Genomic DNA, 26,307 nt, shown 5'->3' on the forward strand with positions numbered 1-26,307 from the left:
GGAGCCGTTGCGTAATGCCGCCCAAGAAGAAGACCCATGTGGTGACCCTCGCGCTTGAGGCGGGTAACGCCGCGATGGTCGACCTCGGCAAGATGCTCGGCCCGACCGGTGCCAACATGCGCGCGGTCAAGGTCGAGTACGACGAGGCGACGTCGAAGTCGCGTGGCGAGATCATCCCGGTCGTCGTCACGGTCTTCGAGGACCGCAGCCACCAGCTCGTCTACAAGACGCCGCCGACGAGCTTCCTGATCCGCAAGGCTCTGGGCATCCAGTCGGGCGCTTCCAACCCGCTGACCCAGACCGTCGGCACGCTCAGCGCCGACCAGATCAAGCAGATCGCGGAGCGCAAGCTCCCCGACCTGAACGCGAACGACGTCGACGCCGCGGTCAAGGTCGTCGCCGGCACCGCGCGCTCGATGGGCGTCAAGGTAGCCGAGTAAGTAGTCCGGTAAAGCGCTGAACGGCGCGGGCCCGCTGGGGCCCGCGCCGTTTTGTCATCTGCCCTTGTCGCCGACGATGTCGTCGATGAGGCCGTAGTCGCGGGCCTCGGCCGCGGTGAGGGTCCGCCCGGCGGAGAGGTCGTCCTCGATCCGGCTGCGCGACTGCCCGGTGACCTCGACCAGGCGCAGCACGACCTCCTCGAGCTCGCGCAGGTGCTGGCCCGCGGCGGCGGCCACCTCGTCGGCGGTGCCGGTGACCGCGCCGGCGCGCGGCTCGGCCAGCTTGAACCGGGCGTGCCGGTACGCGGAGCGCCGCTCGGCCGCGGCCAGCACCGCGAGCACGGCGTCGCCGGCCTCGGAGGTGACCACGGCATGCACCGGCGCGGCCATCGCGTCGATGACGTCGGTGATGGCGTGCGCGGCGTTCAGGTCCCCGCCGGAGCTGGCCACGTGCAGCTGGATCGGTGCCGGCCCGGCGGCGTCGAGGGTGAGCAGCGCGGCGGCGATGCCGGAGGCCGCGTGCGCGGTGAGCGGGCCCCGGATCATGACGATGCGCTGATCGAAGAGCCGCTCCTCGAGCCAGCCCGGGACGGCCGGCCCGCTCTGCCAGGGTTCGGGCTGCTGGGGTACGGGGGAGGGCTGCCATCGCAGGTGGGGTGTCACCGGGCCTCCGCGGGTCGAGGGGTAACCCGATAGTAGGTAGGCGCGGGCATCTTGGCGGTGCGGTTCAGCCGTGGGCGGACTAGCGTCGGTGTGAGCCAACGCATACCGGGAGACGCGATGTCCGAGACGCTGCAGCTCGATCCCGCCAGGACCGCGATCGTGCTGATCGAGTACCAGAACGAGTTCACCTCGGACGGCGGCGTGCTGCATCGCGCGGTCGCGCCGGTGATGGAGAAGACCGGCATGCTGGCCAACACGGTCGCGCTGGTCGACGCGGCCCGCGCCGCGGGCGTGACGATCATGCACGCGCCGATCACGTTCGCGCCGGGCTACGGCGAGTTGTCGCGGCATCCGTACGGGATCCTCAAGGGAGTCGTCGACGGTAACGCGTTCGTGAAGGGCACCTGGGGCGCGGCGATCGTGGACGACCTCACGCCGGCCGAGGACGACATCCTCATCGAGGGCAAGCGCGGCCTGGACACCTTCGCCAGCACGAACCTCGACTTCATCCTGCGCGGCCGCGGCATCGACACGGTGATCCTCGCGGGTTTCCTGACCAACTGCTGCGTCGAGTCGACGATGCGCAGCGCTTACGAGAACGGCTATCGGGTCATCACGCTGACCGACTGCACCGCGGCGACCTCCGGCGAGGAGCATGACAACGCCATCGCGTACGACTATCCGATGTTCTCGCTGCCGATGGAGTCGAGCCGGGTCGTCGCCGCCCTTTGAATGAGCAATTTTCAACCTGGCCACGGGCCTGAGGCATCCGAGCCGTTGACCGCCGCCGGGCGGTGCAGCCCGGGCCACGTTGAAAAAGGCTCAGTCTTCATCCAGCACGGATGAAATCCGCATACCTGCGGGTACGGCATCGATGGATATCCTTCCGGCGGGATGAGGCCGGGTACCCCGCAAGCGGCCAGGATGGCAGGCGATCGGACCGGAGGCGCCGGTGCTGGCCACGCCGTCTCCCATTCTCGAGGGGTAGGACTATGACAGCTTTCACGGTGTGGAAGTTCGACGGTCCGGAGCGCGCCGACCGGGCCGCTCTGGTCCTGCGGGACGCGGCGCGGGACGGGCTGGTCAAGATTCTCGACCACGCGGTCGTGAGCTGGCCGGAGGGCGCGGAGCGGCCGACCACCAAGCACTCGCACGACGAGAACAAGCGCGGTGCGGGCTGGGGCGCGTTCTGGGGCGTGCTGGTCGGCGCGTTGTTCTTCGTCCCGGTGGCCGGCGGCGTCGCCGGCGCGGCGATCGGCGCCCTGGCCAAGTCGACGGAGGACGTCGGGATCACCAAGGAGCAGCTGGAGACGATCCGCACCGAGGTGACCGAGGGGACCTCGGCGCTCTTCATCGTGACCGAGGAGGGCGACCTCGACCGGCTGGGCGAGCGCTTCCACGGCATGGAGAAGAAGCTGGTGGCGACGAACCTCACCGAGGGCGAGCGGGAGATCCTGATCGAGACGTTCGGCGGCGCCTGACCCCGTCCGGGCGGCCGGGCGCCGCCCGGTCACCAGCCGCGTGCGCGCCATTCGGGGATGGCCGGCCGCTCGGCGCCCAGGGTGCTGTCCTTGCCGTGGCCCGGATAGAACCAGGTGTCGTCGGGCAGCCGGCCGAAGACCTTGGTCTCCAGATCGCCCATGAGGCTCCCGAAGTCCTTCGGATTCGTGGTTCTGCCGGGGCCGCCGGGGAAGAGACTGTCGCCGGTCCACAGGTGTGTGATGCCGTCCGGCTCGCGGTAGACCAGGGCGATCGAGCCCGGCGTGTGGCCGACCAGGTGGATGACCTCGAGGGTGCAGTCACCGACGGCGATGGTGTCGCCGTCGCTCACCGTGTCGGTCACCAGCGGGATTGCCTCAGCGTCGTCGGCGCCGGCCACGGAGCGTGCGTCGGTCGCCCGCACGACCTCCTTCAGCGCGCCGGTGTGGTCCGGGTGCCGGTGTGTCGTCACGACCGTCGCCAGCCCGGCCGGGCCGATCAGCTCCAGCAGCGTCTCCGCGTCGTTCGCCGCGTCGATCAGCAGCTGCGAGCCGTCCGAGCGGCAGGTCAGCACGTACGCGTTGTTGTCCATCGGGCCGACCGACACCTTCTTGACGGTGAGGCCGGCGAGTTCGCGGACCGCGGGGCCGCCGCCGCGGGTCACGTCTCCGGTGTACGCCATTGTCACTTCCACCTCGGTGGCTGGGGTAGCTCGCCGTCGGGCGAGACGGTCAGGTCGGTGCCGTCGCCGCGACCGGCGAGCCAGGCGGCGATCGAGCGGGTCGGGCCGCCGACCGTCGGCGCGCCGTCGCCGGCGCCGATGCTCAGCGGATGCTCCACGCCGTGTGGACGCAGGACGACGGCGAAGTCGTCGCCTTTGGACCCGGCGACGATCTCCCGCAGCAGCCGCAGCGCGAACGCGTCGCGCCAGTCCTCCGGGGTGTAGCCGGCGCCGAGGTCGACGTGGTGCACCTCGACCTCGCGCAGCCGCGCCCACGGCACGGCCGCCGCGGACGCGCCGGTCGACGGCAGGTGGAAGGTCCACGCCTCGGCGGGCATCGCCGCGCCCGCGTCGGCGAAGCGTTCGTGCGCCTCGCGGACGTCGGCGAGCTGCTCGGCGAGCGGGCGCCCGGCGCCGGCCTCGATGCCCTCCGCGCGGGCCGCCGGCGAGGCGTACGCCGGGGTCTCGACGCCGGTGCGGGCCCAGGTCAGCAGGTTGGTGTACGCGTCGGCGTTGCGGGCCACGTGGGTCAGGACGTGGCCGACGGTCCAGCCGGGCAGGGCGGACGGCGCGGCCACGTCCAGCCCTTCGGCGGTACGGATCAGGCGCTCGGTGGCCTGATCGACGTCGGTCATCAGCACCAGCGGGTCCACTGTCATGACCGACTGCACCCGGGTCGGGAAGGTAATGGCATCACGGGTCGACCCTAGTGGCCGCCCGCGCGGGCAGGGGAGCGGAATTCGCTTTCGCGCCGGTTGCGCCGACCGTACCGTCGGTTCTTGACGCGATCGCGACAACCGCGGAGGGGGTGGGGAACCGTGCTGTGCGTCCGTCAGTACCGGCTTCGCCCGGAGGTCACGGCCTGACACCCGTCGGGCCGCGCCTCCTCACACCCAAAGGGTTTCTCATGTCTGACCTGTCCGCGTTGGGCTGGAGCGAGACGCTCGCCTCCGCCTATCGAAGCTTCGACCGTCCCGACGCCCTGCCCGGCCGCGTGCTGCGCGCCGACCGCGGCGTCTGCACCGTTCTCGACCAAACCGGGGTCACCCGGGCCAGCCTCGCCGGCAGCGTGCTGCTCGCCGCGGCCCAGGACCCCGCCAACCTGCCGTGCGCCGGCGACTGGGTGGTCCTGCGCCATTGGCCGGACCGCCGCACCACGTGTGAGGTGGTGCTGCCCCGGCGTACCGCGCTGATCCGGCGTACCGCCGACAAGGACGCCTCCGGCCAGGTCCTGGCCGCCAACATGGACACCGTCGCGGTCGTCGAACCGATGCTCCCGGCGCCCGACGACGCCCGCGTCGAACGGCTCCTCGCGCTGGCCTGGGAGTCCGGCGCGGAACCGCTGGTGGTGCTCTCCAAGAGCGACACCGCGGGCGACCCGCGGGCGATCGCGCGCCAGCTTTCCCGGCTGGCTCCCCGGGTACGCGTGCTGCCGGTCAGCGTGCACGACGGCACCGGGATACCGGCCCTGAAGGAGTACGTCGCACCGGGGCGCACCCTCGCGCTGCTGGGCCGTTCCGGCGCCGGCAAGTCGTCGCTGGTGAACGCCCTGGCCGGCGCCGACGTCATGGGCGTACAGGAGATCAGGCGGGCCGACGGCAAGGGCCGGCACACCACCGCGTACCGGAATCTGGTCCTGGTCCCGGGCGGCGGCGCCGTCCTCGACACGCCGGGCATCCGCGGTGTCGGCCTGCTCGACACGGCCGAGGGCCTGGACCGGGCCTTCGCCGACGTGGCCGAGCTGGCCGCGCGATGCCGCTTCGGTGATTGTCGTCACGACGCCGAGCCGGGGTGCGCGATCGTCGCCGCGCTGGCCGACGGGACGCTCCTGCCGAGACGGCTGGAAAGCTGGCGCAAGCTGCAGCGCGAGGTCGCCGTCGAGAGCGGCCGGCGCGCGGTCCGCCTGGCCGGCGCGGCGCAGCGCAGGCCGCGTCACTGAGCGACTCTGGCACAATTCACCGGTGCCCGCGGTGGAAGAGGTTCTGGACAAGCCCGGCCTCTCCGTCGAGGCGGTGCCCGAAATGCGCACCCGTGGGTACGTCGACGTCTGGGCGCTGACCAGCTATCTGGTGCTCGCCGTGGTCGTCCTGATCCAGCTCTGGATCAGCCCGGGCGGCCGGGTGCTGGCCGCCAACGACGACGACCACGGCTTCTTCTCGTTCGTCATGGCGCACGGCGAGCGGGTCCTGTTCCACGGCGCGAACCCGCTGTTCAGCGACCGGATGAACGTGCCGGACGGCGTCAACATGATGGCCAACACGACGGTGCTGGCGCTGAGCCTGCCGATGGCGCCGGTCACGCACTTCCTCGGCGTCGGCGTCTCCGTCGTGCTGCTGCTCACCCTCGGCCTGGCCGGCACCGGGTTCGCCTGGTACTGGGTGCTCTCGCGGCACCTGGTCGCCGCGCCGGTCGCCGCCTGGATCGGCGGGCTGTGGTGCGGCTTCGCGCCGACGATGGTGTCGCACGCCAACGGGCACATCAACTTCGTCTCGCAGTTCGTCGTGCCGTTCATCGTGTGGCAGGTGCTGCGGCTGCGCGAGCCCGGCCGGGCCGTGCGCGGCGGGATCACGCTCGGGCTGCTGGTGGTGCTGCAGGTCTTCATCAACGAGGAGACCCTGCTGTTCACCGCGCTCACGCTGGGCGTCTTCGTGGCCGCGTACGCGGCCCTCGACTGGCGGACCGCGGTCGGGTACGCGCGCCGGTTCGCGGCCGGGCTCGGGGTCGCGGTGGCGACGGCGCTGGTGTTCCTGGCCTACCCGCTGTGGTTCCAGTTCGCCGGGCCGCAGAGCTACAGCGGGCAGCCGTTCGAGCCCGGCAAATTCGTCACCGACCTGCTCGCCCTCGGCGCGTACGCGCGGCAGTCGCTGGCCGGCAACGGGGTCGTCGCCCGGGCGCTGAGCGTCAGCCCGACCGAGGACAACACGTTCTTCGGCGTACCGATGCTGGTGATGGTCGTGGTCAGCGTGGTGCTGCTGTGGCGCAACCTGGCCGCCCGGGCCGCCGCGATCGCCGCCGGAGTGCTGCTGGTCGCCTCGATGGGCCCGCAGCTGCGGATCGGCGGGTGGGACACCGGCGTACCGCTGCCGTTCGCCCTGATCAGCCACGTGCCGATCATCGACCTGGTGAGCGTGACCCGGTTCGCCATGGTGCCCGCGACGATCATCGGGGTGCTGCTGGCGCTGGCCGCCGACCGCGCACCGCTGCTGCCGCGCCGCCGGCGGATCGCCTTCTGGATCGGTCTCGCGGTAGCGATCGTGCCGGTGCTGCCCAAGCCGCTGCCGGTCGTCGCCGCCGATCCGCTGCCGCCGTTCATCGCGCAGCAGATGTGGCGCGACTACGTGCCCGACGACCGGACCCTGGTCACCGTGCCGCTGCCGGAGGTCACCACCGGGCGGGCCGGGATGCGGTGGTTCGCCCTGTCCGGGCTCGACTACTCCGTGCCGCGCGGCTACTTCATGGGCCCGGCGGCCGACGGCACCGGTTCGTGGAACGCCGCGCCCCGGCCCACCTCCGACCTGTTGCGCATCGCGGGGGCGTACGGTCGGATGCCGGTGCTCACGGACGCCGACCGGCAGGACGCGATCACCGACCTGACCTACTGGCGGGCCGCGGCCGTGGTGCTGGTTCCCGGCACCCCGAACCACGACCTGCTGAAGTCGGTGGTGAGCGGGCTGCTCGGCGGCGCACCGCGCGAGGTCGGCGGCGTGCTGCTGTGGGACGTCCGGAGCCTGGTACCCCCGTCCGAGTGACGGGAATTCTCGCTCACCGCGCGGCGCTGTACCTCGGCGCCGGGAAACTTGTCGTACCCCGCGGCTAGGGTGGCGGCGCCCATCGTCTTGACGTAACGGAGTGGCTGGCTGTGGCCGACCGACTGATCATCCGCGGCGCGCGGGAGCACAACCTGCGCGACGTCAACCTCGACCTGCCCCGCGACGCGATGATCGTGTTCACCGGTCTCAGCGGCTCGGGAAAGTCCAGCCTGGCGTTCGACACGATCTTCGCCGAGGGGCAGCGCCGGTACGTCGAGTCGCTGTCGTCCTACGCCCGGCAGTTCCTCGGGCAGATGGACAAGCCCGACGTCGACTTCATCGAGGGCCTGTCCCCGGCCGTCTCCATCGACCAGAAGTCGACCTCGCGCAACCCGCGCTCGACCGTCGGCACGATCACCGAGGTCTACGACTACCTGCGCCTGCTCTTCGCGCGTACGGGCACCCCGCACTGCCCGGCCTGCGGCGAGCGGATCAGCCGGCAGTCGCCGCAGCAGATCGTCGACCGGGTCCTGGCGATGGAGGAGGGGACCAGGTTCATGGTCCTGGCGCCGGTGATCCGGGGCCGCAAGGGCGAGTACGTCGACCTCTTCGCCGAGCTGCAGTCCAAGGGTTACGCCCGCGCCCGCGTCGACGGCGTGGTGCACCCGCTGACCGAGCCGCCCAAGCTCAAGAAGCAGGAGAAGCACACCATCGAGGTGGTCGTCGACCGGCTCAGCGTCAAGGCGAGCAGCAAGCAGCGCCTGACCGACTCCGTCGAGGCGACCCTGGCGCTGTCCGGCGGCATCGTGCTGCTCGACTTCGTCGACCTGCCGGAGGACGACCCGCACCGCGAGCGCCGCTTCTCCGAGCACCTGGCCTGCCCGAACGACCACCCCCTGGCGATCGAGGACCTCGAGCCGCGGGTCTTCTCCTTCAACGCGCCCTACGGCGCCTGCCCGGAGTGCACCGGCCTGGGCACCAAGAAGGAGGTCGACCCGGAGCTGCTCGTCCCGGACGACGAGCGCAGCCTGCGCGAGGGCGCGATCCAGCCGTGGTCCGGCGGCACCACCCTCGAATACTTCCTGCGCCTGCTCGAGGCGCTGGCCGAGGCCGAGAAGTTCAGCATCGACACCCCGTGGCGGCAGCTGCCGAGCCGTGCGCAGAAGACGATCCTGTACGGCTCCGAGGACCAGGTGCACGTCCGCTACCGCAACAAGTACGGCCGCGAGCGCTCCTACTACACCGGCTTCGAGGGCGTGGTGCAGTGGATCGAGCGCCGGCACGGCGACACCGAGAGCGACTGGTCGCGCGACAAGTACGAGGGATACATGCGCGACATCCCGTGCCCGGCCTGCGGCGGCGCCCGGCTCAAGCCCGAGGTCCTCGCGGTCACCATCGCGGGCAAGAGCATCGCCGAGATCTGCAACCTGTCCGTCGGCGAGTGCGCCGAGCTGCTGGCGACGATCGAGCTGACCGACCGCGAGAAGATGATCGCCGAGCGGGTCCTCAAGGAGATCAACGCGCGGCTGCGGTTCCTGGTCGACGTCGGCCTGGACTACCTGTCGCTCGACCGCGGCGCCGGCACGCTGTCCGGCGGCGAGGCACAGCGCATCCGGCTCGCCACGCAGATCGGCTCCGGCCTGGTCGGCGTCCTCTACGTGCTCGACGAGCCGTCGATCGGCCTGCACCAGCGCGACAACCACCGGCTGATCGAGACGCTGGTCCGGCTCAAGAAGCTCGGCAACACCCTGATCGTGGTCGAGCACGACGAGGACACCATCCGCACGGCGGACTGGATCGTCGACATCGGCCCCGGCGCCGGCGAGCACGGCGGCCGGATCGTGCACAGCGGCTCGGTGAAGGGGCTGCTGGCCAACCGGGAGTCGCCGACGGGCGCGTACCTGTCGGGCCGCAAGAAGATCCCGACGCCGGCCACCCGGCGCCCGCAGGTGCCCGGCCGGGAGCTGGTCGTGCAGGGCGCGCGGGAGCACAACCTGCGCGACATCACGGTCGGCTTCCCGCTCGGGCAGTTCATCGCGGTAACCGGTGTCAGCGGCTCGGGCAAGTCGACGCTGGTCAACGACATCCTCTACACGGTCCTGGCCAACCAGATCAACGGCGCCCGGATGGTGCCCGGGCGACACACCCGCATCACCGGGCTCGACGGCGTCGACAAGGTCGTCGGGGTGGACCAGTCGCCGATCGGGCGCACCCCGCGGTCGAACCCGGCGACCTACACGGGCGTCTTCGACAACGTCCGCAAGCTGTTCGCCGAGACCACCGAGGCGAAGGTCCGCGGGTACGGCCCCGGACGGTTCTCGTTCAACGTCAAGGGCGGCCGCTGCGAGAACTGCACCGGCGACGGCACGATCAAGATCGAGATGAACTTCCTGCCGGACGTGTACGTCCCGTGCGAGGTCTGCAAGGGCGCCCGCTACAACCGCGAGACGCTCGAGGTGCACTACAAGGGCAAGACGGTCTCCGAGGTCCTGGAGATGCCGATCGAGGAGGCCGCCACGTTCTTCGAGGCGATCCCCGCGATCCACCGGCACCTGCGGACCCTGGTCGACGTCGGCCTGGGCTACGTGCGGCTGGGCCAGCCGGCGCCGACGCTCTCCGGCGGCGAGGCGCAGCGGGTCAAGCTCGCCTCCGAGCTGCAGAAGCGCTCGACCGGCCGGACGGTCTACGTGCTGGACGAGCCGACCACCGGCCTGCACTTCGAGGACATCCGCAAGCTCCTGATCGTCCTGAACGGGCTGGTCGACAAGGGCAACACGGTCATCACGATCGAGCACAACCTGGACGTCATCAAGAACGCCGACTGGCTCATCGACATGGGCCCCGAGGGCGGCAACAAGGGCGGACTGGTGCTGGCCACCGGCACGCCGGAGGAGCTGGCCGAGGTGCCGGGCAGCCACACCGGGCAGTTCCTGCGCCCGATGCTCGGCCTGACCGGCGAGCCGGCCGGTGCGGACGCCGCGCTGGCCCGCGCCGCCAAGGCCAACGGCGCCACGAAGGCCGCCGCGAAGCCGCGGGCGACCCGCACCCGGGCCCGGGCCGCCGTCTGACGTACAGGTAACACACAGCTACGAACGTTTTCCGTGCTTCCGGCGGGTGTGACCTCTCACGCCCGCCGGCAAGCATGGCAAAAACACAGCAACCGGGCTCATAATTTCCCCCGCGCTCATGAACCACAGCGGCGAAGTGAGCGTATCTATCAGCAACGCCGCGTGACTTGAGCGCGCGGATCAGGGGTAACGAAGGGTTCGGATCATATGACTGACGTGCAGACGGGACCTGACGCCGAGACCGCGGCTGACCAGCCTGCCCGTACGGGCGTCGCGTCGCGTCGCGTCGTGCTGACCGGTGCCGGCGCGCTCGGCGCCGGGTGCCTGCTGACGGCCTGCGGTACGAACGCGGGCGGCGGCAGCAACAACGCGAACGGCGGCGACTTCAGCAACGACCCCGCCCCGGCCGGCAGCAAGGGCGCCGACGCCGGTGGCACCGGCTCGACGTCGGACAACGACTCGGGCGGCGGCGGTGCCACGCTGGCCCTGGTCGCGGACGTTCCCGAGGGCGGCGGCGTCATCAAGGGCAAGTACGTCATCACCCAGCCCACCGCGGGCAAGTACAAGGCCTTCAGCAAGGTGTGCACCCACGCCGGCTGCGACGTCAGCAAGGTCGACGGCGGGGTGATCGTCTGCCCGTGCCACAACAGCACCTTCTCCATCGAAGACGGCTCGCCGACCGGCGGCCCGGCGAACCAGCCGCTGCCCGAGAAGAAGGTCACCGTGGACGGCGACAACATCGTCGCCGCTTAAGAAACTTGGGGCCGGCCTGACCTGCCGACACGGCCGGCCCCGGCAATGCTCCGGCCGGAGGCCCGCTGCCGTGGCGGCGGCGACGGGCCTCCGGCGGGACAAATCATGTCAGGGGTCCGCACTAGTGTTGAGCCGTGCCTGACCCGTCCAGCTACCGGCCGGCGCCGGGGACCGTCCCGGACGCTCCCGGTGTCTACCGCTTCCGTGACCCGACCGGCCGCGTCATCTACGTGGGCAAGGCGAAGAGCCTGCGAAACCGGCTGAACTCCTACTTCGCCGACACGTGGACCCTGCACGCGCGCACCCAGCAGATGGTCACCACCGCGGCCGCGGTCGACTGGGTCACCGTCGGCAGCGAGGTCGAGGCGCTGCAGCTCGAATTCTCCTGGATCAAGGAGTTCGACCCCCGCTTCAACGTCAAGTACCGCGACGACAAGTCCTACCCGTTCCTCGCGGTGACCCTCAACGAGGAATACCCCCGGCTGCAGGTGATGCGCGGCGCCAAGCGCAAGGGCGTGCGCTACTTCGGGCCCTACTCGCACGCCTGGGCCATCCGCGAGACCCTCGACCTGCTGCTGCGCGTCTTCCCGGCCCGCACCTGCTCGACCGGCGTCTTCAGGCGCGCGGGCCAGATCGGCCGGCCCTGCCTGCTCGGCTACATCGGCAAGTGCTCGGCGCCGTGCGTCGGCACGGTCTCCGCCGAGCAGCACCGGGCCATCGTCGACGACTTCTGCGACTTCATGGCCGGGCGCACCGACTCGTTCGTCAAGCGCCTCGAGCGCGACATGCTCGACGCGTCCGAGGAGCTCGAGTTCGAGAGGGCGGCCCGGCTGCGCGACGACATCGCCGCCCTGCGCAAGGCGATGGAGAAGCAGACGGTGGTGCTCGGCGACGGCACCGACGCGGACGTCGTCGCCTTCGCCGAGGACCCGCTCGAGGCCGCGGTCCAGGTCTTCCACGTCCGCGACGGCCGGGTCCGCGGCCAGCGCGGCTGGGTGGTGGAGAAGGTCGAGGACCTAACCACCGGCGACCTCGTGCATCACTTCTGCACCCAGGTCTACGGCGACGAGCACGGCGAGAGCGACGTGCCCCGCGAGCTGCTGGTGCCGGCACTGCCGCCGGACGCGGCGGCGCTGGAGAACTGGCTCTCCGAGCACCGCGGCAGCCGGGTGAGCCTGCGCGTGCCGCAGCGCGGCGACAAGCGCGCCCTGCTGGAGACGGTGGCCCGCAACGCCGGTGAGTCGCTGGCCCGGCACAAGCTGCGCCGCGCGGGCGACCTGACCACCCGCAGCAAGGCGCTGGACGAGATCGCCGAGGCGCTCGGGATGGAGTCGGCGCCGCTGCGCATCGAGTGCTTCGACGTGTCCCAGATCCAGGGCACGGACGTGGTGGCGAGCATGGTGGTCTTCGAGGACGGCCTGCCCCGCAAGAGCGAGTACCGCCGCTTCGCCGTCCGGGGAAACCCGGACGGCTCCGGCACCGACGACCTGGCGGCGATGAGCGAGGTGATGCGGCGCCGCTTCGCCCGCTACCGCGCACAGCCCACCCTCCCCGCCACCGTTGAGACAACCGGCCCGGCTCTGTCCGGTGACACCGAGCGGGATCTGGTGGGCGCGGAGCGGGATCCGGCTGCTTTCGAGCGGGGTCTGGCGGATGCCGAGCGGGATCTGGTGGGCGCGGAGCGGGATCCGGCTGCTTTCGAGCAGGGTCTGGCGGATGCCGAGCGGGATCCGGCCGCCGATGAGCAGGGCTCGGCGGTCGGTGAGGAGGGGCCGGCGATCGCCGAGCTGCCCGGTATCGATCCGCTGACCGGGCGGCCGCGCAGGTTCGCCTACCCGCCCAACCTGGTGGTCGTCGACGGCGGCCAGCCGCAGGTCAACGCCGTCGCGGCGGTCCTGTCCGACCTCGGCATCACGGACGTGGCCCTATGCGGCCTGGCCAAGCGCCTGGAGGAGGTGTGGCTGCCGGGCGAGGACTACCCGGTGATCCTGCCCCGCACCTCCGAATCGCTGTACCTGTTGCAGCGGGTGCGCGACGAGGCGCACCGCTTCGCGATCACGTTCCACCGCCAGCGCCGCTCCAAGCGGATGACGGCCTCGGCGCTGGACGACATCTCGGGGCTGGGCGAGACCCGGCGCAAGGCGCTGCTGCGGCACTTCGGTTCGCTCAAGCGGCTCGGCCAGGCGTCCCCGGAGGAGATCGCCGAGGTGCCGGGCATCGGCCGCCGCACCGCGGAGGCGATCCTCAAGGCGCTGACCGGCGCGGAACAGCCAGGCCCGCAGCAACCAGGCCCGGTGCAGCGAGCTCTCGAGCCGCCAGGCCCGGAGGGGGCAGGCCCGGAGAAGACAAGCCCGGAGAAGGCACGCCTGGAGAAAGCAGGCCCGGAGAAGGCAGGCCCGGAGAAGGCGCCGCCCGCCGTGCCAGCCGGCGGCGCGGGACGGACCCGGTCCGGGGCCAACCGTTCGAGGGTGCCGCGGCCTGTGTCGGCCGAGGCGGTGACACCGCCTCCGGCGGAACCCACCGCGTAAACCGGAATGCGTCGGCCTGCTGCACCAGTTGCAGGTAGGTGTTGCTCGCCGACCGACGTCCAGGGCGGGCGGATCGCGGCGCGGTCGTCGGCAGCTCCCGCGTCAGCCGGACGCCAGCCGGTCGCGTCAGCCGGTCGCACCGGCCGGTCGCGTCAGCCGGTCGCGCCAGCCGGACGCAGCCGGACACCAGGTCCCGCAGCAGGTCGCCGCCGACCCTGCCCGCTGCAGGCGGGCGGGAGGGCGGGTCTTCCGCTGAGCGCGACCGGAGCCACGCTGTTCAGCCCGGCGGCCGCGCAACGGCCCGGACCGGGCAGACCGGCCGCGCGGCGCAGTGTGGACTTCACGGCACCCGTCCGGGAAAAGATCTAAAAGACCCCGCCCGGGAAACGGATCATCCCGCCGTCGGTTCCACCGTCGTGGTGGATCTGGGCGGCTTACGACACCTCGGTGCACTGGATCGGGTAATGGACACGATGTCAGGAGGCCTCCCACCCGCCCTTCGGCCTAGGATGCAGTGTCCGCCCGTACGGGGTGCAGAGGCAGTGCGGTGCAGGAGGAGTCTGCGTGTCCGAGTCGATGTCGGGGTTCGCCCCGGAGCCAACGCCCGACGAGGCCGCCACCGACCTCGTGGTGGTGACCGGGGTCTCCGGAGGCGGCCGCAGCACGGTCGCCCGGGCCCTGGAGAACGTCGGCTTCTACGTCGTCGACAACCTGCCACAGGCGCTCATGCTCGACATGGCCCAGCTGGCGTTCGAGGCCGGCGGCGCCGCCCGGCGCACCGCGATGGTGCTGGACGTGCGCAGCCGGGCGTTCTCCACCGACCTGGCCGGCGCGGTCCGCGCGCTCAAGGACCGGGGATTCTCGCCGCGGGTCGTGTTCGTCGACGCCGACGACGAGGTGCTGATCCGGCGGTTCGAGTCCGTGCGGCGCTCGCATCCGCTGCAGGGTGACGGGCGGCTGGCCGACGGCATCACCGCCGAGCGCAAGCTGCTCGAGGAGGCCCGCGAGCACTCCGACGTGATCATCGACACGAGTCACCTCAACGTCAATCAGCTGCGGCGCCGGGTCGAGGAGCTCTTCGGCGGCGAGGACGCGCGCCGGCTGCGGATCACCGTGCTGTCGTTCGGCTTCAAGTACGGGCTGCCGCCCGACGCCGACTACGTGCTCGACGCCCGCTTCCTGCCGAACCCGTTCTGGGTGCCCGAGCTGCGCGAGCACACCGGGCTCGAGGAGGGCGTCAGCGGCTACGTCCTCGGCCAGGAGGGCGCGCACGACTTCGTGGCCACCTATGCCGGGCTCATCGCCACGACCGCGCCCGGGTTCGAGCGCGAGGGCAAGCGCTACCTGACCGTCGCCATCGGCTGCACCGGCGGCAAGCACCGCAGCGTCGCGATAGCGGAGGAGCTCACGGCCCAGCTGCGCGACATCCGCCTGTCCGCACACTCCTCGCACCGCGACCTGGGGCGGGAGTGACGGCGGGTCAGCCGGCAGGGCCGCGTGGCGTAGCCGCCCGCGGCGGCGAAGTGGGTGGGCGGCGGCCGATCAGGGTCGTGGCCTTCGGCGGCGGTCACGGGCTGGCGGTCTCGCTCCGTGCCCTGCGCAACTGCGCGCCCGAGCTGGATCTCGACATCACCGCCGTGGTCACGGTGGGCGACAACGGCGGCTCCAGCGGGCGGCTGCGCGCCGAGCGGGACGCCCAGCTGCCGCCGGGTGACCTGCGCATGGCTTTGGCCGCGCTCGCCGACGACGACCCGGCACATCAGCGCACGGTGGCGCTGCTCCAGCACCGTTTCGCGCTGCTCGGCGGGTCGGCCGGCCGCGCCATGGAGGCGGATGGCATCCCCGTCTCGGCCGAACACGGCTGGGCGGGCCACGGCCGCGCGGGCGGCGGGGATCCGGCCGGCCGCGTCGCGGGCGACAAGGGCGCGGGCGGCGGGGGTCCGGTCGGCGGCGGCGTCGCGGGCGAAGAAAGCACGGGTGGCGAGGGAACGGTCGGCGGCGCTGCGGGCGGGGTCGCCGGTGGCGGCGCTGCGGGCGCCGCGAAGGCCGGGTGGGGTGGCGTGGACCGGCAGATCGCGTTCCGCGGTGGGCGGCACGATCCGCTCGCCGGGCATGCCGTCGGCAACCTGCTGCTGCTCGGGCTCATGGAGCTGCTCGGCGATCCCGTCGAGGCGCTCGCGCACGCCGGCGCCATGGTCGGCGCGCAGGGCCGGGTCCTGCCGATGGCCTGCCACGCGGTCGGGATCGAGGCCGACGTGCGCGGCGGCGATCCGGAGCGGCCCGACGACGTCGTCACCGTGCGCGGTCAGCACGCCGTCGCCGTCGCCAGCGGTCACGTCGAGGCGTTGCGGATCGTTCCGGCCGCGCCGCCGGCCTGCCCGCCCGCCGTCGCCGCCATCGCCGAGGCCGACTGGCTGATCTTCGGGCCGGGCAGCTGGTACACCAGCGTGCTGCCGCACCTGCTGGTGCCGGAGCTCGCCGCCGCCATCGTCGCGAGCCCCGCGCAGCGGCTGGTGACGCTCAACCTGGCGGCCGAGAACGAGACCCTCGGGCTCTCCGTGGCCGATCATCTGGCCGCGCTGCACTGGTACCTTCCGCAGCTCCGGGTCGACACGGTGCTGGCCGACAGCAAGTGGGTCGGCGAGCCGGACCCGGTGCACCGGGCCGCCGAGGCCCTCGGTGCGCGCCTGATCCTGGCATCCTTGGCGGTGGCGGACGGCAGCCCCAAGCATGATCCTGAGTCGTTGGGCACAGCACTGGTGCCGCTCCTCGGCTCCGATCGTTAAGCAACTGGCGTACCGCGAAACAAGCATGAGGTGACTTCGAGATGGCGATGACGGCAGCGGTCAAGGACGAGCTGAGCCGGGTGGACGTGCCCAAGCCGTGCTGCCGCCGTGCGGAGATGGCCGCCCTGCTGCGTTTCGCGGGCGGCCTGCACATCGTGTCCGGGCGGGTGGTGGTCGAGGCCGAGCTGGACACGGGCGCGGTCGCCCGGCGGCTGCGCCGCGAGATCGCCGAGGTGTACGGCTACCCCAGCGAGGTGCACGTGCTCGCCTCCGGCGGCCTGCGCAAGGGCAGCCACTACATCGTGCGCATCGTCAAGGACGGCGAGGCGCTGGCCCGGCAGACCGGGCTGCTCGACGTCCGGGGCCGTCCCGTGCGCGGGCTGCCGCCGCACGTCGTCTCCGCCAACGTGTGCTGCGCGGTCGCCGCGTGGCGAGGCGCGTTCATGGCGCACGGCTCGCTGACCGAGCCCGGCCGCTCCAGCGCCCTGGAGATCACCTGCCCGGGGCCGGAGGCGGCCCTGGCGCTGCGTGGCGCCGCCCGGCGCATAGGGATCACCGCCAAGGAGCGCGAGGTGCGCGGCGTCGACCGCGTGGTGATCAAGGACGGGGACGCGATCGCGGCGCTGCTCACCCGCATCGGCGCGCACTCGAGCGTGCTCGCCTGGGAGGAGCGCCGGGTACGCCGGGAGGTGCGCGCGACGGCGAACCGCCTGGCGAACTTCGACGACGCGAACCTGCGCCGCTCCGCCCGCGCCGCGGTGGCGGCGGCCGCCCGGGTCACCCGGGCGCTGGAGATCCTCGCCGACGAGGCGCCCAACCACCTCACCTCCGCGGGGCGCCTGCGGCTGGAGCACCGCCAGGCCTCGCTCGAGGAGCTGGGCGCGCTCGCCGACCCGCCGCTGACCAAGGACGCGATCGCCGGCCGCATAAGGCGTCTGCTCGCCCTGGCCGACAAGCGCGCCCGCGACCTTGGCATCCCGGACACCGAGGCCGCCGTCACCCCCGAGATGATGGCCTGCTGATTCCCGGGCCGGGCCCGCGCGCGGGCGCGGGATCCCCTTTCGGGGGCGGCGGTTCGCCCGGGGCGCCGGGAGATTTTCGGTACCTTAGGTAACGATCAGGTCGCGCCCCAATGCGAGAGGCGGACACCTCCTCGGATAGGGTGACGACGACGGCGACGGTGCCGGCAGAATGGCCGCCCCACGCCGGGCGCCGCCGGTGGCACCAGGTCAAGACCTGGATGCGGCGGCTGGTCCCTGCACGCGCGGCGGCCCTGATGAGCAACAGCCGGCCCTCGATACGGTCGGCACGCAGACATCCGCCGGTCCCAGATTCCGGCGGACCGAAACGAGGAGATCCACCTGTGACCATCCGGGTTGGCATCAACGGCTTCGGCCGTATCGGCCGCAACTTCTTCCGGGCGGTGCTCGCCTCCGGCGCGGACATCGAGATCGTCGGCGTCAACGACCTGACGGACAACGCCACCCTCGCCCACCTGCTGAAGTACGACAGCATCCTGGGCCGCCTGCCGCACGAGGTGAAGGCCACGGCGGACGAGATCACCGTCGCCGGCAAGACCTTCAAGGCCTTCGCCGAGCGCGACCCCGCGAACCTCGCCTGGGGCGACCTGGGCGCCGACGTCGTCATCGAGTCGACCGGCTTCTTCACCGACGCCAACAAGGCCAAGACGCACGTCACCAACGGCGCGAAGAAGGTCATCATCTCGGCGCCGGCCAAGAACGAGGACATCACGATCGTGATGGGCGTCAACGACAACCTGTACGACGCCGCCAAGCACACGGTCATCTCGAACGCGTCCTGCACCACCAACTGCCTCGCGCCGATGGCGAAGGTGATCAACGACACGATCGGCATCGAGCGTGGCCTGATGACCACGATCCACGCGTACACGCAGGACCAGAACCTGCAGGACGGCCCGCACGGCGACCTGCGCCGGGCCCGCGCCGCCGCCCTCAACATCGTGCCGACCTCGACCGGTGCCGCCAAGGCCGTCAGCCTGGTGCTGCCGGAGCTCAAGGGCAAGCTCGACGGCTTCGCGCTGCGGGTGCCGATCCCGACCGGCTCGGCCACCGACCTGACCTTCACCGCGTCCCGCGCGACCTCGGTCGACGAGGTCAACGCCGCCATCAAGGCCGCGGCGGACGGCCCGCTCAAGGGCATCCTGGTCTACACCGAGGACCCGATCGTGTCGAGCGACATCGTCACCGACCCGGCCTCCTGCATCTTCGACGCCGGCCTCACCAAGGTGATCGGCGACCAGGTCAAGGTCGTCGGCTGGTACGACAACGAGTGGGGCTACTCGAACCGCCTCGTCGACCTGGTCAAGCTGGTCGGCTGACACACGTGAAGACTCTCGACGACCTGCTCGGCGAGGGTGTCTCGGGTCGGCGCGTGCTCGTGCGCGCCGACCTGAACGTCCCGTTCGACAAAAACGAGCCGGGCCGGATCAGCGACGACGGCCGCATCCGCGCGGTGCTGCCGACCCTGATCGCCCTGCGTGACGCGGGCGCCCGCGTGATCGTGTGCTCGCACCTCGGCCGCCCCAAGGGCGCGCCGGACCCGAAGTTCACGCTCGCGCCGGTCGCCACGCGCCTCGGTGAGCTGCTCGGCGGCTCCGCCGTCTTCGCCGCGGACACCGTGGGGTCCTCCGCCAAGGAGTCCGCCGCCGCGCTGACCGACGGCCAGGTGCTGCTGCTGGAGAACCTGCGCTTCAACGCGGGCGAGACCAGCAAGGACGACGCCGAGCGTGGCGCCTTCGCCGATGAGCTCGCGGCGCTGGCGGAGTACTACGTCGACGACGCGTTCGGCGCGGTGCACCGCAAGCACGCCTCGGTCTACGACGTCCCGGCGCGGCTGCCGCACTACGCGGGCGGCCTCGTCATCAAGGAGGTCGACGTGCTGCGGCGGGTGACCGAGAGCCCGGAGCAGCCGTACGTGGTGGTGCTCGGCGGCTCGAAGGTCTCCGACAAGCTCGCCGTGATCAAGGCGCTGCTGCCGAAGGTCGACAAGCTGCTCGTCGGCGGCGGCATGTGCTTCACCTTCCTCAAGGCGCAGGGCCACGAGGTCGGCAAGTCGCTGCTCGAGGAGGAGATGATCGCGACCTGCGCCGATCTCCTCGCGCAGGCCGAGGGCCGGATCGTGCTGCCGGTCGACGTGGTCGCGGCGACCGCCTTCGCGGCCGACGCGGAGCACGCCACGGTCGCCGCCTCGGCGATCCCGGCCGACCGGCTCGGGCTGGACATCGGCCCGGAGAGCGTCGCGCTCTTCGCCGACGCGATCGGGTCGGCGCGGACGGTCTTCTGGAACGGCCCGATGGGCGTCTTCGAGCTGGCGCCGTTCGCGGCCGGCACCCGGGGCGTCGCCGAGGCCATCACGAAGATCGACGGCTTCTCGGTCGTCGGCGGCGGCGACTCGGCCGCGGCCGTGCGCACGCTCGGCATCGACGAGTCCGCGTTCGGGCACATCTCGACCGGCGGCGGCGCGTCGCTGGAGTACCTCGAGGGCAAGACCCTGCCGGGTCTCGCCGCGCTGGAGAGCTGAAGCATGGCTGACGTGACCCGCCGTCCGATCATGGCCGGCAACTGGAAGATGAACCTCAACCACCTCGAGGCCATCCTCCTGGTGCAGAAGCTCGCCGCGAGCCTCAACGAGCAGCAGCTCACCGACGTCGAGGCGGTCGTGCTGCCGGCGTTCGTCTCGCTGCGCAGCGTGCAGACGGCGATCGACGGCGACAAGGTGCCGATCGGCTACGGCGCGCAGGACCTGTCGCCGCACCCGAGCGGCGCGTACACCGGGGACGTCTCCGGGGCGATGCTGGCCAAGCTGGGCTGCGGCTACGTGGTGATCGGTCACTCCGAGCGCCGCGAGTACCACAACGAGGACGACGCGCTGGTCAACGCCAAGGTGAAGGCGGCCCTGGCGAACGACCTGACGCCGATCCTCTGCGTCGGCGAGGGCCTGGAGATCCGCGAGGCCGGCACGCACGTCGCGCACGTCGCGAGCCAGCTCGACGGCGCGCTCGACGGGTTCACGGCCGAGCAGGTCAAGAACATCGTGATCGCGTACGAGCCGGTGTGGGCGATCGGCACCGGCAAGACCGCGACGCCCGAGGACGCGCAGGAGGTGTGCGGCTCGATCCGGGAGCGGCTCGCCGAGAAGTACGGCGCGGAGACGGCCGACGCGGTGCGCATCCAGTACGGCGGTTCCGTGAAGGCGGCCAATATCGCCGCTATCATGGCGCAGCCCGATGTGGACGGCGCACTCATCGGCGGCGCGAGCCTGGACGCCGAGGAATTCGCCTCGATCGTCCGTTTCCGCGAGCACCTTCCGCGCTGAATCATGGATGCCCGGCCGCCTCGTGGCGGCGGCCGGGTACCCGCTATTGTTGTGGCGCTGCCGTGCCCTTCGAGAGGAATGACCCGACCATGCCGATCGCGTTCGCGTACACGTTGATCGTGTTGCTGCTCATCTCCAGCGTCCTGCTGACCCTGCTCGTCCTGCTGCACCGCGGCAAGGGTGGGGGCATGTCCAGCATGTTCGGCGGCGGTGTCACCTCCAGCCTGGCCGGCTCCTCGGTCGCGGAGAAGAACCTGGACCGCTACACGGTGCTGGTCGGCGTCATCTGGTTCGCCTGCATCGTCGGCCTCGGGCTCTGGCTCAAGGTCGCCCAGGCGGGCTGAAACAGATAGTTGACGTCCGCTTCGCAAGCGTTCGTGCTGGGCCCTTCACCGGGGCCTCTGTGAGTCGTAGACTCTGCCGCGCGGTCCGGTCCGGGCCGCGCGGTTGTTTTTCCACCGTTAATGCCGCCGGCTTTCCCCGGCGATGAAACGCCCTCGAGACAGGAGTGACTTCCGTGTCCAGTGGCAGTGCGATCCGCGGTAGCCGCGTCGGCTCCAGCCCGATGCGTCCCGACGAGCGCAGCGAGCCCGCCCCCCGGCGACAGGTGACCTACTGGTGTGCCGCGGGGCACCCGGTCGAGGTCCGTTTCGCCGCCGACGTGGTACCCCCGGAGACGTGGGACTGCACCCGGTGCGGCCAGCCGGGCGGTCTCGACCGGCAGAACCCGCCCGGCCGGCTGCGCGCCGAGCCGTACAAGTCGCACCTGGCCTACGTGAAGGAGCGCCGCTCCGACGCCGACGGCGCGGCGATACTCGCCGAGGCGCTGGCCAAGGTTCGTCAGCGCCGCGGCCGCGGCGAATAGGCGCCGCTACGCGGCGGTGCCGCGACCCAGATAGGTGACCGCGGTGGCGCCGGGTACCGGGATCTCGGTGAAGCCGAGCCGGTCGTAGAAGGCGCGCGCGGCGACGTTGGCGGGTGCCATGCCGAGGTGCACCCGCGGCACGCCGGCGGCCCGCAGCCCGGCCAGGAACGCGTCCATCAGGCCGCGCCCCCAGCCCTTGCCCTGCCACTGCGGCAGCAGATCGATGTGCAGGTGCGCCGGGTACGCCGCCAGCTCGGGCACGACCATGCGCTCCGGGTGGTAATGCAGCCACAGCATGCCCTGCTCCGGCGTCACGGGCGGGTCCGGCGGCTCGGGGTAGCGGCCGGCCGTCGCGGGCAGCCATTCGTCCAGGTAGCGCCGCGCGAACGTGGTCGTGTCGGCCGTGCCGAGCACGTAGCCGACCGCGTTGCCGTCGCCGTCGTCCAGGACGTGCGTGTGTTCCGGCTCCAGCGTCACGTACGGGGCGGCGAAGATGTCGCCCATCAGCCGCTCGGAGGAGTACCGGCCGCGGGCGTCGCCGCCGGCGTCGGCGGTGCGCACGCAGATGTCGTAGACGGCGCCGAGGTCGGCGGGCCGGTAGGCGCGGATCGATGGCTGCACGGCCGCGAGTCTAGGACCCGGTTCGCTGTGGCGTGCGTCACCGTACGGCCGCCAACCTTCCGCGGCGCCGCGCGTCTACTCCTGCGAAGGCCGTTACCGACCCCCAGGAGCCCCGTGATGCAACCGAACGCCCGCACCGCCTCGCTCGCCCTCGGCGGGATCGCCGTCGCCGTCCTCGGTGTGCTGACCGCAACCGGTGCGTTCGCGGACGAGGCGCCGCCGCCCGCGCCGAGGCCGGCGGCCTCCCCGGCAGCGCCGGAGCCCGCGCCGACCGCCTCCTCGGTGCCCGGCGGCCCGGCCCCCGTGCCGACCGTCTCCTCGGTGCCGGGTGCTCCGGCGCCCGCGCCTACCGTCTCCTCGGTGCCGGGTGCTCCGGCGCCCGTGCCGAGCCCCAGCCGGCCCGGCGGCCCGGCCGCGGTCCCGAAGGGGCCCCTGCCGTCCGGCCCGGCCGCGGCCCCGGCGCCGCCTCGGCCGGCCGCCTCGCCGGTGCCCGACGGCCCGGCCGGGGTACCGTCGCCCGCACCGACCCGGCGCTGACCCCAGGACCACCATGACTCTCGCCTTTCCGCTGCCCGCGCCCCTGCTGCGCCTGCTGCGGTCGGTCGTGTCCGGCCCGGCCCGGGCGGTGCGCGGCGCCGGCGCGGACGGCCCGCCGGCGATCAACGAGCTGTACCACGCGCGCCGGCTGAGCCTGGTGCGCCTGGCGGTGCTGATGGTCGACGACCTGCCGACCGCCGAGGACATCGTCCAGGACGTGTTCGCCGCGCTGTACCGGCGGCACGGCGCCGACCTGGCCTCGGTGGCCGACCCGCACGCGTACCTGACGACCGGGGTGATGAACGCGGCCCGCTCGGCGCTGCGCCGCCGGCGCAGCGCGCGGGCCTACGTGCCGCCGCGTCCGGGCCTGGCGCCGGCCGCGGAGGACGAGGTGCTGCTGGGGCAGGGCGACCGGGAGGTGCTGGCGGCGCTGGCGGAGCTGACGGTGCGGCAGCGCCAGGTGATGGTGCTGCGCTACTGGTCGGAGCTGTCCGAGCGGGAGATCGCCGACGTGCTGCGGGTGTCGCGCGGCACGGTCAAGTCGACCGCGAGCCGCGCCCTGACCATTCTGCGTGGCAGGCTGGGGGAGCGGCGATGAGCACGGAAGTCGAGGAGCGGGTGCGCCGGGCGCTGGCCGGGCGCGCGGCCCAGATCACCCCCGAGCGGCTGCGGCCGGAACCGCCGCCGACGGCGACGGCGGCGCGCCCGTCGTGGCGCCCCTGGTGGCGGCCGCTGCTGGCGGTCGCGGCCGTGCTGGTGGCGGCATTCTTCGCGGTACGCGGTGAGCACGACGCGCCGCCGCGCCCGGTACCGCAGCAGCCGGCCGCAACGGTGCCGTCGCCGTCGCTGCCCGCACCGGAGCCGACGAGCTCGCCCGCGCCGTCCCCGGCGGGGGTACCGGTGCCGGCGAGCGCACCCGCCGCGCTGCCCTCCGGCGCGGTCTCCGGGCCACCCGGCCCGATCGAGGTGCCGGGGCGCCCCATGGCGTCGCCGCCGGTGGCACGATAAGGCGCGTGAACTGGACCCTTGAAGTGGTAGTCGTGCCCGTCTCGGACATCGACCGGGCGAAGGAGTTCTACGCCGACCAGCTCGGCTTCAACGTCGACCATGACACCGTGATCAACGACGACGTCCGGATCGTGCAGCTGACCCCGCCGGGCTCGGGCTGCTCGATCGTCATCGGCAAGGGCGCCGTCCCCGACATGCCGCCCGGCTCGCTCAAGGGGCTGCAGCTGGTGGTGCCCGACATCAACCGGGCGCACGCCGAGCTGGTCGCCCGGGGCGTGCCGGTCAGCGACGTGCAGAAGGTGGGTGAGAACCCCCGGGCGGTGCCCGACCCGCTGGACAACGTGGGTTTCGTCTTCTTCGCCGACCCCGACGGCAACGGCTGGGCGGTGCAGCAGATCTCGTCCCGCGCCTGACCTGAGAATTCGGCCGGTGCGAACCGAACGGCAACCGTGGTGCCCCCGTTTGGGTCTCCCCGGGTGGCGGCGGTGCGCCGAACGGGATGGCATGACCGACACGCAGATCGTGGAGCTGGGCCTGCAGGCGATGACCGTCGCGGCGAAGATGTGCGCGCCGGTGCTGGTCACGGCGCTGCTGATCGGTTTCGCGATCTCGTTGTTCCAGTCGGTGACGCAGATTCAGGAGGCGACGCTGTCGTTCGTGCCCAAGGCGGTGGGTGTCGGCGCGGCGATCCTGTTCTCGGGTAACTGGATGTTGCACGAGATGATGACGTACACGACGCAGCTGTTCGAGAAGATCCCGACGCTGCTCGCCTGAGCTCAGACACGGGAAAGGGCCGCCCTCCGGCGGCCCTTTTCCGCATGTCCTGGGCGCTCAGCGCAGGCTGCGCGCCCGCGGCGGCACGTTGGCCGCGGCGGCGCGGTCCAGCAGCCACAACGTCCGCACGGTGCCGACCGCTCCCGCCGCCGGCACCTGCTTCGGGCCGGCGCCCCCGATCGCCATGCCGGCCGCGGCCGCCTTGTCCTTGCCCGCCGCGATCAGCCAGACCTCCTCGGCCGTCTGGATGGCCGGCATGGTCAGGGTGATCCGGGTCGGCGGCGGCTTCGGGCTGTTGTGCACGGCCGCGACCGTGCCGGTCTCGTAGACGCCGGGGTGCTCCGGGAAGAGCGAGGCCACGTGGCCGTCCTCGCCGACCCCGAGCATCAGCACGTCGAAGTGCGGCAGCTCCGAGCTGCCCGGCCGCGCCGCGGCGGCCAGCTCGTGCGCGTACCGGGCGGCGGCCGCCTTCGCGTCGTCGCCGTCCGGGCCGTCGGAGGCCGGCATGGCGTGCACGTGCGCCGGGTCGAGCGCGAGCGCGTCCAGCAGCGCCTCCCGGGCCTGCGTCTCGTTGCGGTCCGGGTGGCCCGCGGGCAGGAACCGCTCGTCGCCCCACCACAGGTCGATCCGCGACCAGTCGACCGCGTCCGAGGCCGGCAGCTCCTTCACCGCGCGCAGCACCTTCGCCGCCACCCGGCCCCCGGTCAGCACGACGCTCGCCCAGCCCCGCTCGGCCTGCGCGTCGATGATCCTGACGACCAGGCGCGCCGCCACCGCCGACGCCAGAATGTCAGCATCGGGAACCACCACCACAACGGTCTCGCTCATGCCATCGCCTCCGCTGGCGCTCCGGCGATGACATTCGTCGCGCGCAGAGTTGATGATTCGCTCGCAAGCTCGCTCATGGCACCTCTCGTCATTCTGCAAAAGGGGCCGCCCGCCGAAACGGCGGAACGGCCCCGTGATCTAGGAAATCAAGCGCTCCCGCTCGCGCGGGCGGCCAGCGCCGGGTCCTTCCAGACGTGTACGCGCATCGGCGGCTTGCTGTCCAGGCCCGCGACGCCGGCCAGGGCGCCCAGCGCCTCGCCGTAGATCTGGTCGGCGTCGAGCCGGCGCAGCTCCTCGGCCAGTTCGTCGCCGACGGGCCGCTTCGGCAGCGGCATGTAGCGGTCCTCCTGCCCGGACCGGCTGAACAGGGCCGTGCCCTCCTCGCGGGTGACCTTCACGCAGTCGCCGTTGGCGCACTGCAGCTCGACGGAGTGCATCCGCGGCGAGCGGTCGGTGTGCACCCAGTTCGGCTCGATGCCCAGCCGTGACTTCAGCCAGCCCTTCATCAGCGCGGCCGTCGGGTCGTTCAGCGGCGCCTCGATGGTCGCGCCGGTGACGCGCTCCTCGGTGGTGTCGAACGCGCCCGCGACCAGGGTGCGCCACAGGGTGATCCGGGTCCAGGTCAGGTCGGTGTCGCCGGGCGCGTAGTCGGCCGCCCGCCGGCGCAGCGCCCCGACGGGGTCCGGGGCCAGCTTGCTGTCGGTGATGCGCCGGTCGGCGACCACGCCGAGGAAGTCGTTGGCGATGGTGTCCGGCGGCTCGCTGTGCCACCACGTCACCACCGGCACGTCCGGGGCCAGCAGCGGCATGACGACCGACTCGGCGTGCAGGGCCAGCCGGCCGTACATGCGCATCACGACGGCCTCGGCCGGACCCAGCCGGCCGCCCACGACGATCTCGGCGTCGAGGCGGCTGCGGCCGTCGAGGTCCGAGCGGACCACGATGAGCAGGCGGCAGGGGTGCGCCGCCGCCGCGATGGTCGCGGCGGCCTCGGCCTCGCGGACCTTCTTCTCCTCCACGACCGCGACCAGCGTCAGGGCGAGGCCGCTGGCCACGCCGCCCGCGCTGCGCCGCTCGGCCGCGAGCGCCTTGACCACCTCGTTGCCGGTGGTGTCCCACAGCCCGATCATG

Annotated in this window: 27 protein-coding genes; 21 read left to right on the top strand and 6 right to left on the bottom strand. The window is 72.2% G+C overall.

Annotated features, from left to right (window positions below; all coding sequences use genetic code 11):
* Positions 1-14: 14 nt before the first annotated feature.
* Positions 15-440: a 50S ribosomal protein L11 gene (locus ACIBSW_RS15455; RefSeq protein ID WP_354721773.1), complete on the top strand. Its 426-nt coding sequence runs from the start codon at positions 15-17 to the stop codon at positions 438-440.
* 54 nt (positions 441-494) lie between these two features.
* On the opposite strand, the gene ACIBSW_RS15460 is transcribed toward ACIBSW_RS15455, so the two are convergent.
* A complete protein-coding gene (locus tag ACIBSW_RS15460) occupies positions 495-1,103 on the bottom strand; it encodes an ATP-dependent Clp protease proteolytic subunit (RefSeq protein WP_354721774.1) in 609 nt (202 codons plus the stop codon).
* Between the two features lie 117 nt (positions 1,104-1,220).
* Between ACIBSW_RS15460 and ACIBSW_RS15465 the strand changes: the two genes are divergently transcribed.
* Together ACIBSW_RS15465 and ACIBSW_RS15470 are read left to right on the top strand one after the other, a co-directional pair.
* The gene (locus tag ACIBSW_RS15465) at positions 1,221-1,835 is read left to right on the top strand and encodes a cysteine hydrolase (protein WP_354721775.1); all 615 of its coding nucleotides are present in this window, start codon (positions 1,221-1,223) and stop codon (positions 1,833-1,835) included.
* A gap of 260 nt (positions 1,836-2,095) precedes the next feature.
* The gene (locus ACIBSW_RS15470) at positions 2,096-2,584 is read left to right on the top strand and encodes a DUF1269 domain-containing protein (protein ID WP_354721776.1); all 489 of its coding nucleotides are present in this window, start codon (positions 2,096-2,098) and stop codon (positions 2,582-2,584) included.
* Positions 2,585-2,613: 29 nt separating this feature from the next.
* Here the strand turns inward: ACIBSW_RS15470 and ACIBSW_RS15475 are convergent, their stop codons facing one another.
* Together ACIBSW_RS15475 and ACIBSW_RS15480 are read right to left on the bottom strand one after the other, a co-directional pair.
* The gene (locus ACIBSW_RS15475) at positions 2,614-3,264 is read right to left on the bottom strand and encodes an MBL fold metallo-hydrolase (RefSeq protein WP_354721777.1); all 651 of its coding nucleotides are present in this window, start codon (positions 3,262-3,264) and stop codon (positions 2,614-2,616) included.
* A 2-nt stretch (positions 3,265-3,266) separates the two neighbouring features.
* A complete protein-coding gene (locus ACIBSW_RS15480; RefSeq protein ID WP_354721778.1) occupies positions 3,267-3,962 on the bottom strand; it encodes a maleylpyruvate isomerase family mycothiol-dependent enzyme in 696 nt (231 codons plus the stop codon).
* Between the two features lie 248 nt (positions 3,963-4,210).
* On the opposite strand from ACIBSW_RS15480, the gene rsgA reads away from it, so the two are divergent.
* The 13 genes from rsgA to ACIBSW_RS15545 all read left to right on the top strand — a co-directional run bounded on the left by rsgA (position 4,211) and on the right by ACIBSW_RS15545 (position 21,408).
* Positions 4,211-5,242, top strand: coding sequence for a ribosome small subunit-dependent GTPase A (gene rsgA / locus ACIBSW_RS15485; protein WP_354721779.1), 1,032 nt, complete (start codon positions 4,211-4,213; stop codon positions 5,240-5,242).
* A gap of 22 nt (positions 5,243-5,264) precedes the next feature.
* Complete coding sequence (locus ACIBSW_RS15490) at positions 5,265-7,052, top strand: hypothetical protein (RefSeq protein ID WP_354721780.1); 1,788 nt, start codon at positions 5,265-5,267, stop codon at positions 7,050-7,052.
* Between the two features lie 110 nt (positions 7,053-7,162).
* Entirely contained in the window at positions 7,163-10,120 is a 2,958-nt protein-coding gene (gene uvrA, locus ACIBSW_RS15495) for an excinuclease ABC subunit UvrA (RefSeq protein ID WP_354721781.1), read from the top strand.
* 207 nt (positions 10,121-10,327) lie between these two features.
* Complete coding sequence (locus tag ACIBSW_RS15500) at positions 10,328-10,873, top strand: Rieske (2Fe-2S) protein (RefSeq protein ID WP_354721782.1); 546 nt, start codon at positions 10,328-10,330, stop codon at positions 10,871-10,873.
* Between the two features lie 134 nt (positions 10,874-11,007).
* Entirely contained in the window at positions 11,008-13,401 is a 2,394-nt protein-coding gene (gene uvrC, locus ACIBSW_RS15505) for an excinuclease ABC subunit UvrC (RefSeq protein WP_354721783.1), read from the top strand.
* Between the two features lie 576 nt (positions 13,402-13,977).
* Positions 13,978-14,874, top strand: a complete 897-nt coding sequence (rapZ, locus tag ACIBSW_RS15510; RefSeq protein ID WP_354721798.1) for an RNase adapter RapZ — start codon at positions 13,978-13,980, stop codon at positions 14,872-14,874.
* Between the two features lie 77 nt (positions 14,875-14,951).
* The gene (locus ACIBSW_RS15515; protein ID WP_404799339.1) at positions 14,952-16,187 is read left to right on the top strand and encodes a 2-phospho-L-lactate transferase CofD family protein; all 1,236 of its coding nucleotides are present in this window, start codon (positions 14,952-14,954) and stop codon (positions 16,185-16,187) included.
* Positions 16,188-16,228: 41 nt separating this feature from the next.
* Positions 16,229-17,209, top strand: coding sequence for a DNA-binding protein WhiA (gene whiA, locus ACIBSW_RS15520; RefSeq protein ID WP_184996434.1), 981 nt, complete (start codon positions 16,229-16,231; stop codon positions 17,207-17,209).
* Positions 17,210-17,550: 341 nt separating this feature from the next.
* The gene (gene gap, locus ACIBSW_RS15525) at positions 17,551-18,546 is read left to right on the top strand and encodes a type I glyceraldehyde-3-phosphate dehydrogenase (RefSeq protein ID WP_354721784.1); all 996 of its coding nucleotides are present in this window, start codon (positions 17,551-17,553) and stop codon (positions 18,544-18,546) included.
* Positions 18,547-18,551: 5 nt separating this feature from the next.
* On the top strand, positions 18,552-19,748 hold the full coding sequence (locus tag ACIBSW_RS15530) for a phosphoglycerate kinase (protein ID WP_354721785.1): 1,197 nt from the start codon (positions 18,552-18,554) through the stop codon (positions 19,746-19,748).
* A gap of 3 nt (positions 19,749-19,751) precedes the next feature.
* Positions 19,752-20,543, top strand: coding sequence for a triose-phosphate isomerase (tpiA, locus tag ACIBSW_RS15535; protein ID WP_354721786.1), 792 nt, complete (start codon positions 19,752-19,754; stop codon positions 20,541-20,543).
* A gap of 89 nt (positions 20,544-20,632) precedes the next feature.
* On the top strand, positions 20,633-20,887 hold the full coding sequence (gene secG / locus ACIBSW_RS15540; protein WP_354721787.1) for a preprotein translocase subunit SecG: 255 nt from the start codon (positions 20,633-20,635) through the stop codon (positions 20,885-20,887).
* Between the two features lie 173 nt (positions 20,888-21,060).
* Positions 21,061-21,408 (top strand): RNA polymerase-binding protein RbpA, encoded by a 348-nt coding sequence (locus ACIBSW_RS15545; RefSeq protein ID WP_354721788.1) that lies wholly within the window; start codon positions 21,061-21,063, stop codon positions 21,406-21,408.
* Between the two features lie 6 nt (positions 21,409-21,414).
* Here the strand turns inward: ACIBSW_RS15545 and ACIBSW_RS15550 are convergent, their stop codons facing one another.
* The gene (locus tag ACIBSW_RS15550) at positions 21,415-22,029 is read right to left on the bottom strand and encodes a GNAT family N-acetyltransferase (RefSeq protein WP_354721789.1); all 615 of its coding nucleotides are present in this window, start codon (positions 22,027-22,029) and stop codon (positions 21,415-21,417) included.
* Positions 22,030-22,146: 117 nt separating this feature from the next.
* On the opposite strand from ACIBSW_RS15550, the gene ACIBSW_RS15555 reads away from it, so the two are divergent.
* The 5 genes from ACIBSW_RS15555 (at position 22,147) to fliQ (ending at position 24,348) form a co-directional block, all read left to right on the top strand.
* A complete protein-coding gene (locus ACIBSW_RS15555; protein ID WP_354721790.1) occupies positions 22,147-22,566 on the top strand; it encodes a hypothetical protein in 420 nt (139 codons plus the stop codon).
* A 13-nt stretch (positions 22,567-22,579) separates the two neighbouring features.
* Positions 22,580-23,164 carry a sigma-70 family RNA polymerase sigma factor gene (locus tag ACIBSW_RS15560; protein WP_354721791.1) on the top strand — a complete coding sequence of 195 codons (585 nt, stop codon included), beginning with the start codon at positions 22,580-22,582 and terminating at the stop codon, positions 23,162-23,164.
* Positions 23,161-23,574, top strand: coding sequence for a hypothetical protein (locus ACIBSW_RS15565; RefSeq protein ID WP_354721792.1), 414 nt, complete (start codon positions 23,161-23,163; stop codon positions 23,572-23,574). Before ACIBSW_RS15560 ends, ACIBSW_RS15565 begins: the two co-directional genes overlap by 4 nt.
* Positions 23,575-23,579: 5 nt before the next feature.
* Positions 23,580-23,987 carry a VOC family protein gene (locus tag ACIBSW_RS15570; protein ID WP_354721793.1) on the top strand — a complete coding sequence of 136 codons (408 nt, stop codon included), beginning with the start codon at positions 23,580-23,582 and terminating at the stop codon, positions 23,985-23,987.
* A gap of 91 nt (positions 23,988-24,078) precedes the next feature.
* Entirely contained in the window at positions 24,079-24,348 is a 270-nt protein-coding gene (gene fliQ / locus ACIBSW_RS15575) for a flagellar biosynthesis protein FliQ (protein WP_404799260.1), read from the top strand.
* Between the two features lie 57 nt (positions 24,349-24,405).
* On the opposite strand, the gene pgl is transcribed toward fliQ, so the two are convergent.
* On the bottom strand, positions 24,406-25,176 hold the full coding sequence (gene pgl / locus ACIBSW_RS15580; protein ID WP_354721268.1) for a 6-phosphogluconolactonase: 771 nt from the start codon (positions 25,174-25,176) through the stop codon (positions 24,406-24,408).
* A gap of 146 nt (positions 25,177-25,322) precedes the next feature.
* Entirely contained in the window at positions 25,323-26,306 is a 984-nt protein-coding gene (locus ACIBSW_RS15585; RefSeq protein ID WP_354721266.1) for a glucose-6-phosphate dehydrogenase assembly protein OpcA, read from the bottom strand.
* Position 26,307: the final 1 nt, after the last annotated feature.

It is taken from the genome of Actinoplanes sp. NPDC049668, assembly GCF_044465445.1.
Lineage (GTDB): Bacteria > Actinomycetota > Actinomycetes > Mycobacteriales > Micromonosporaceae > Actinoplanes.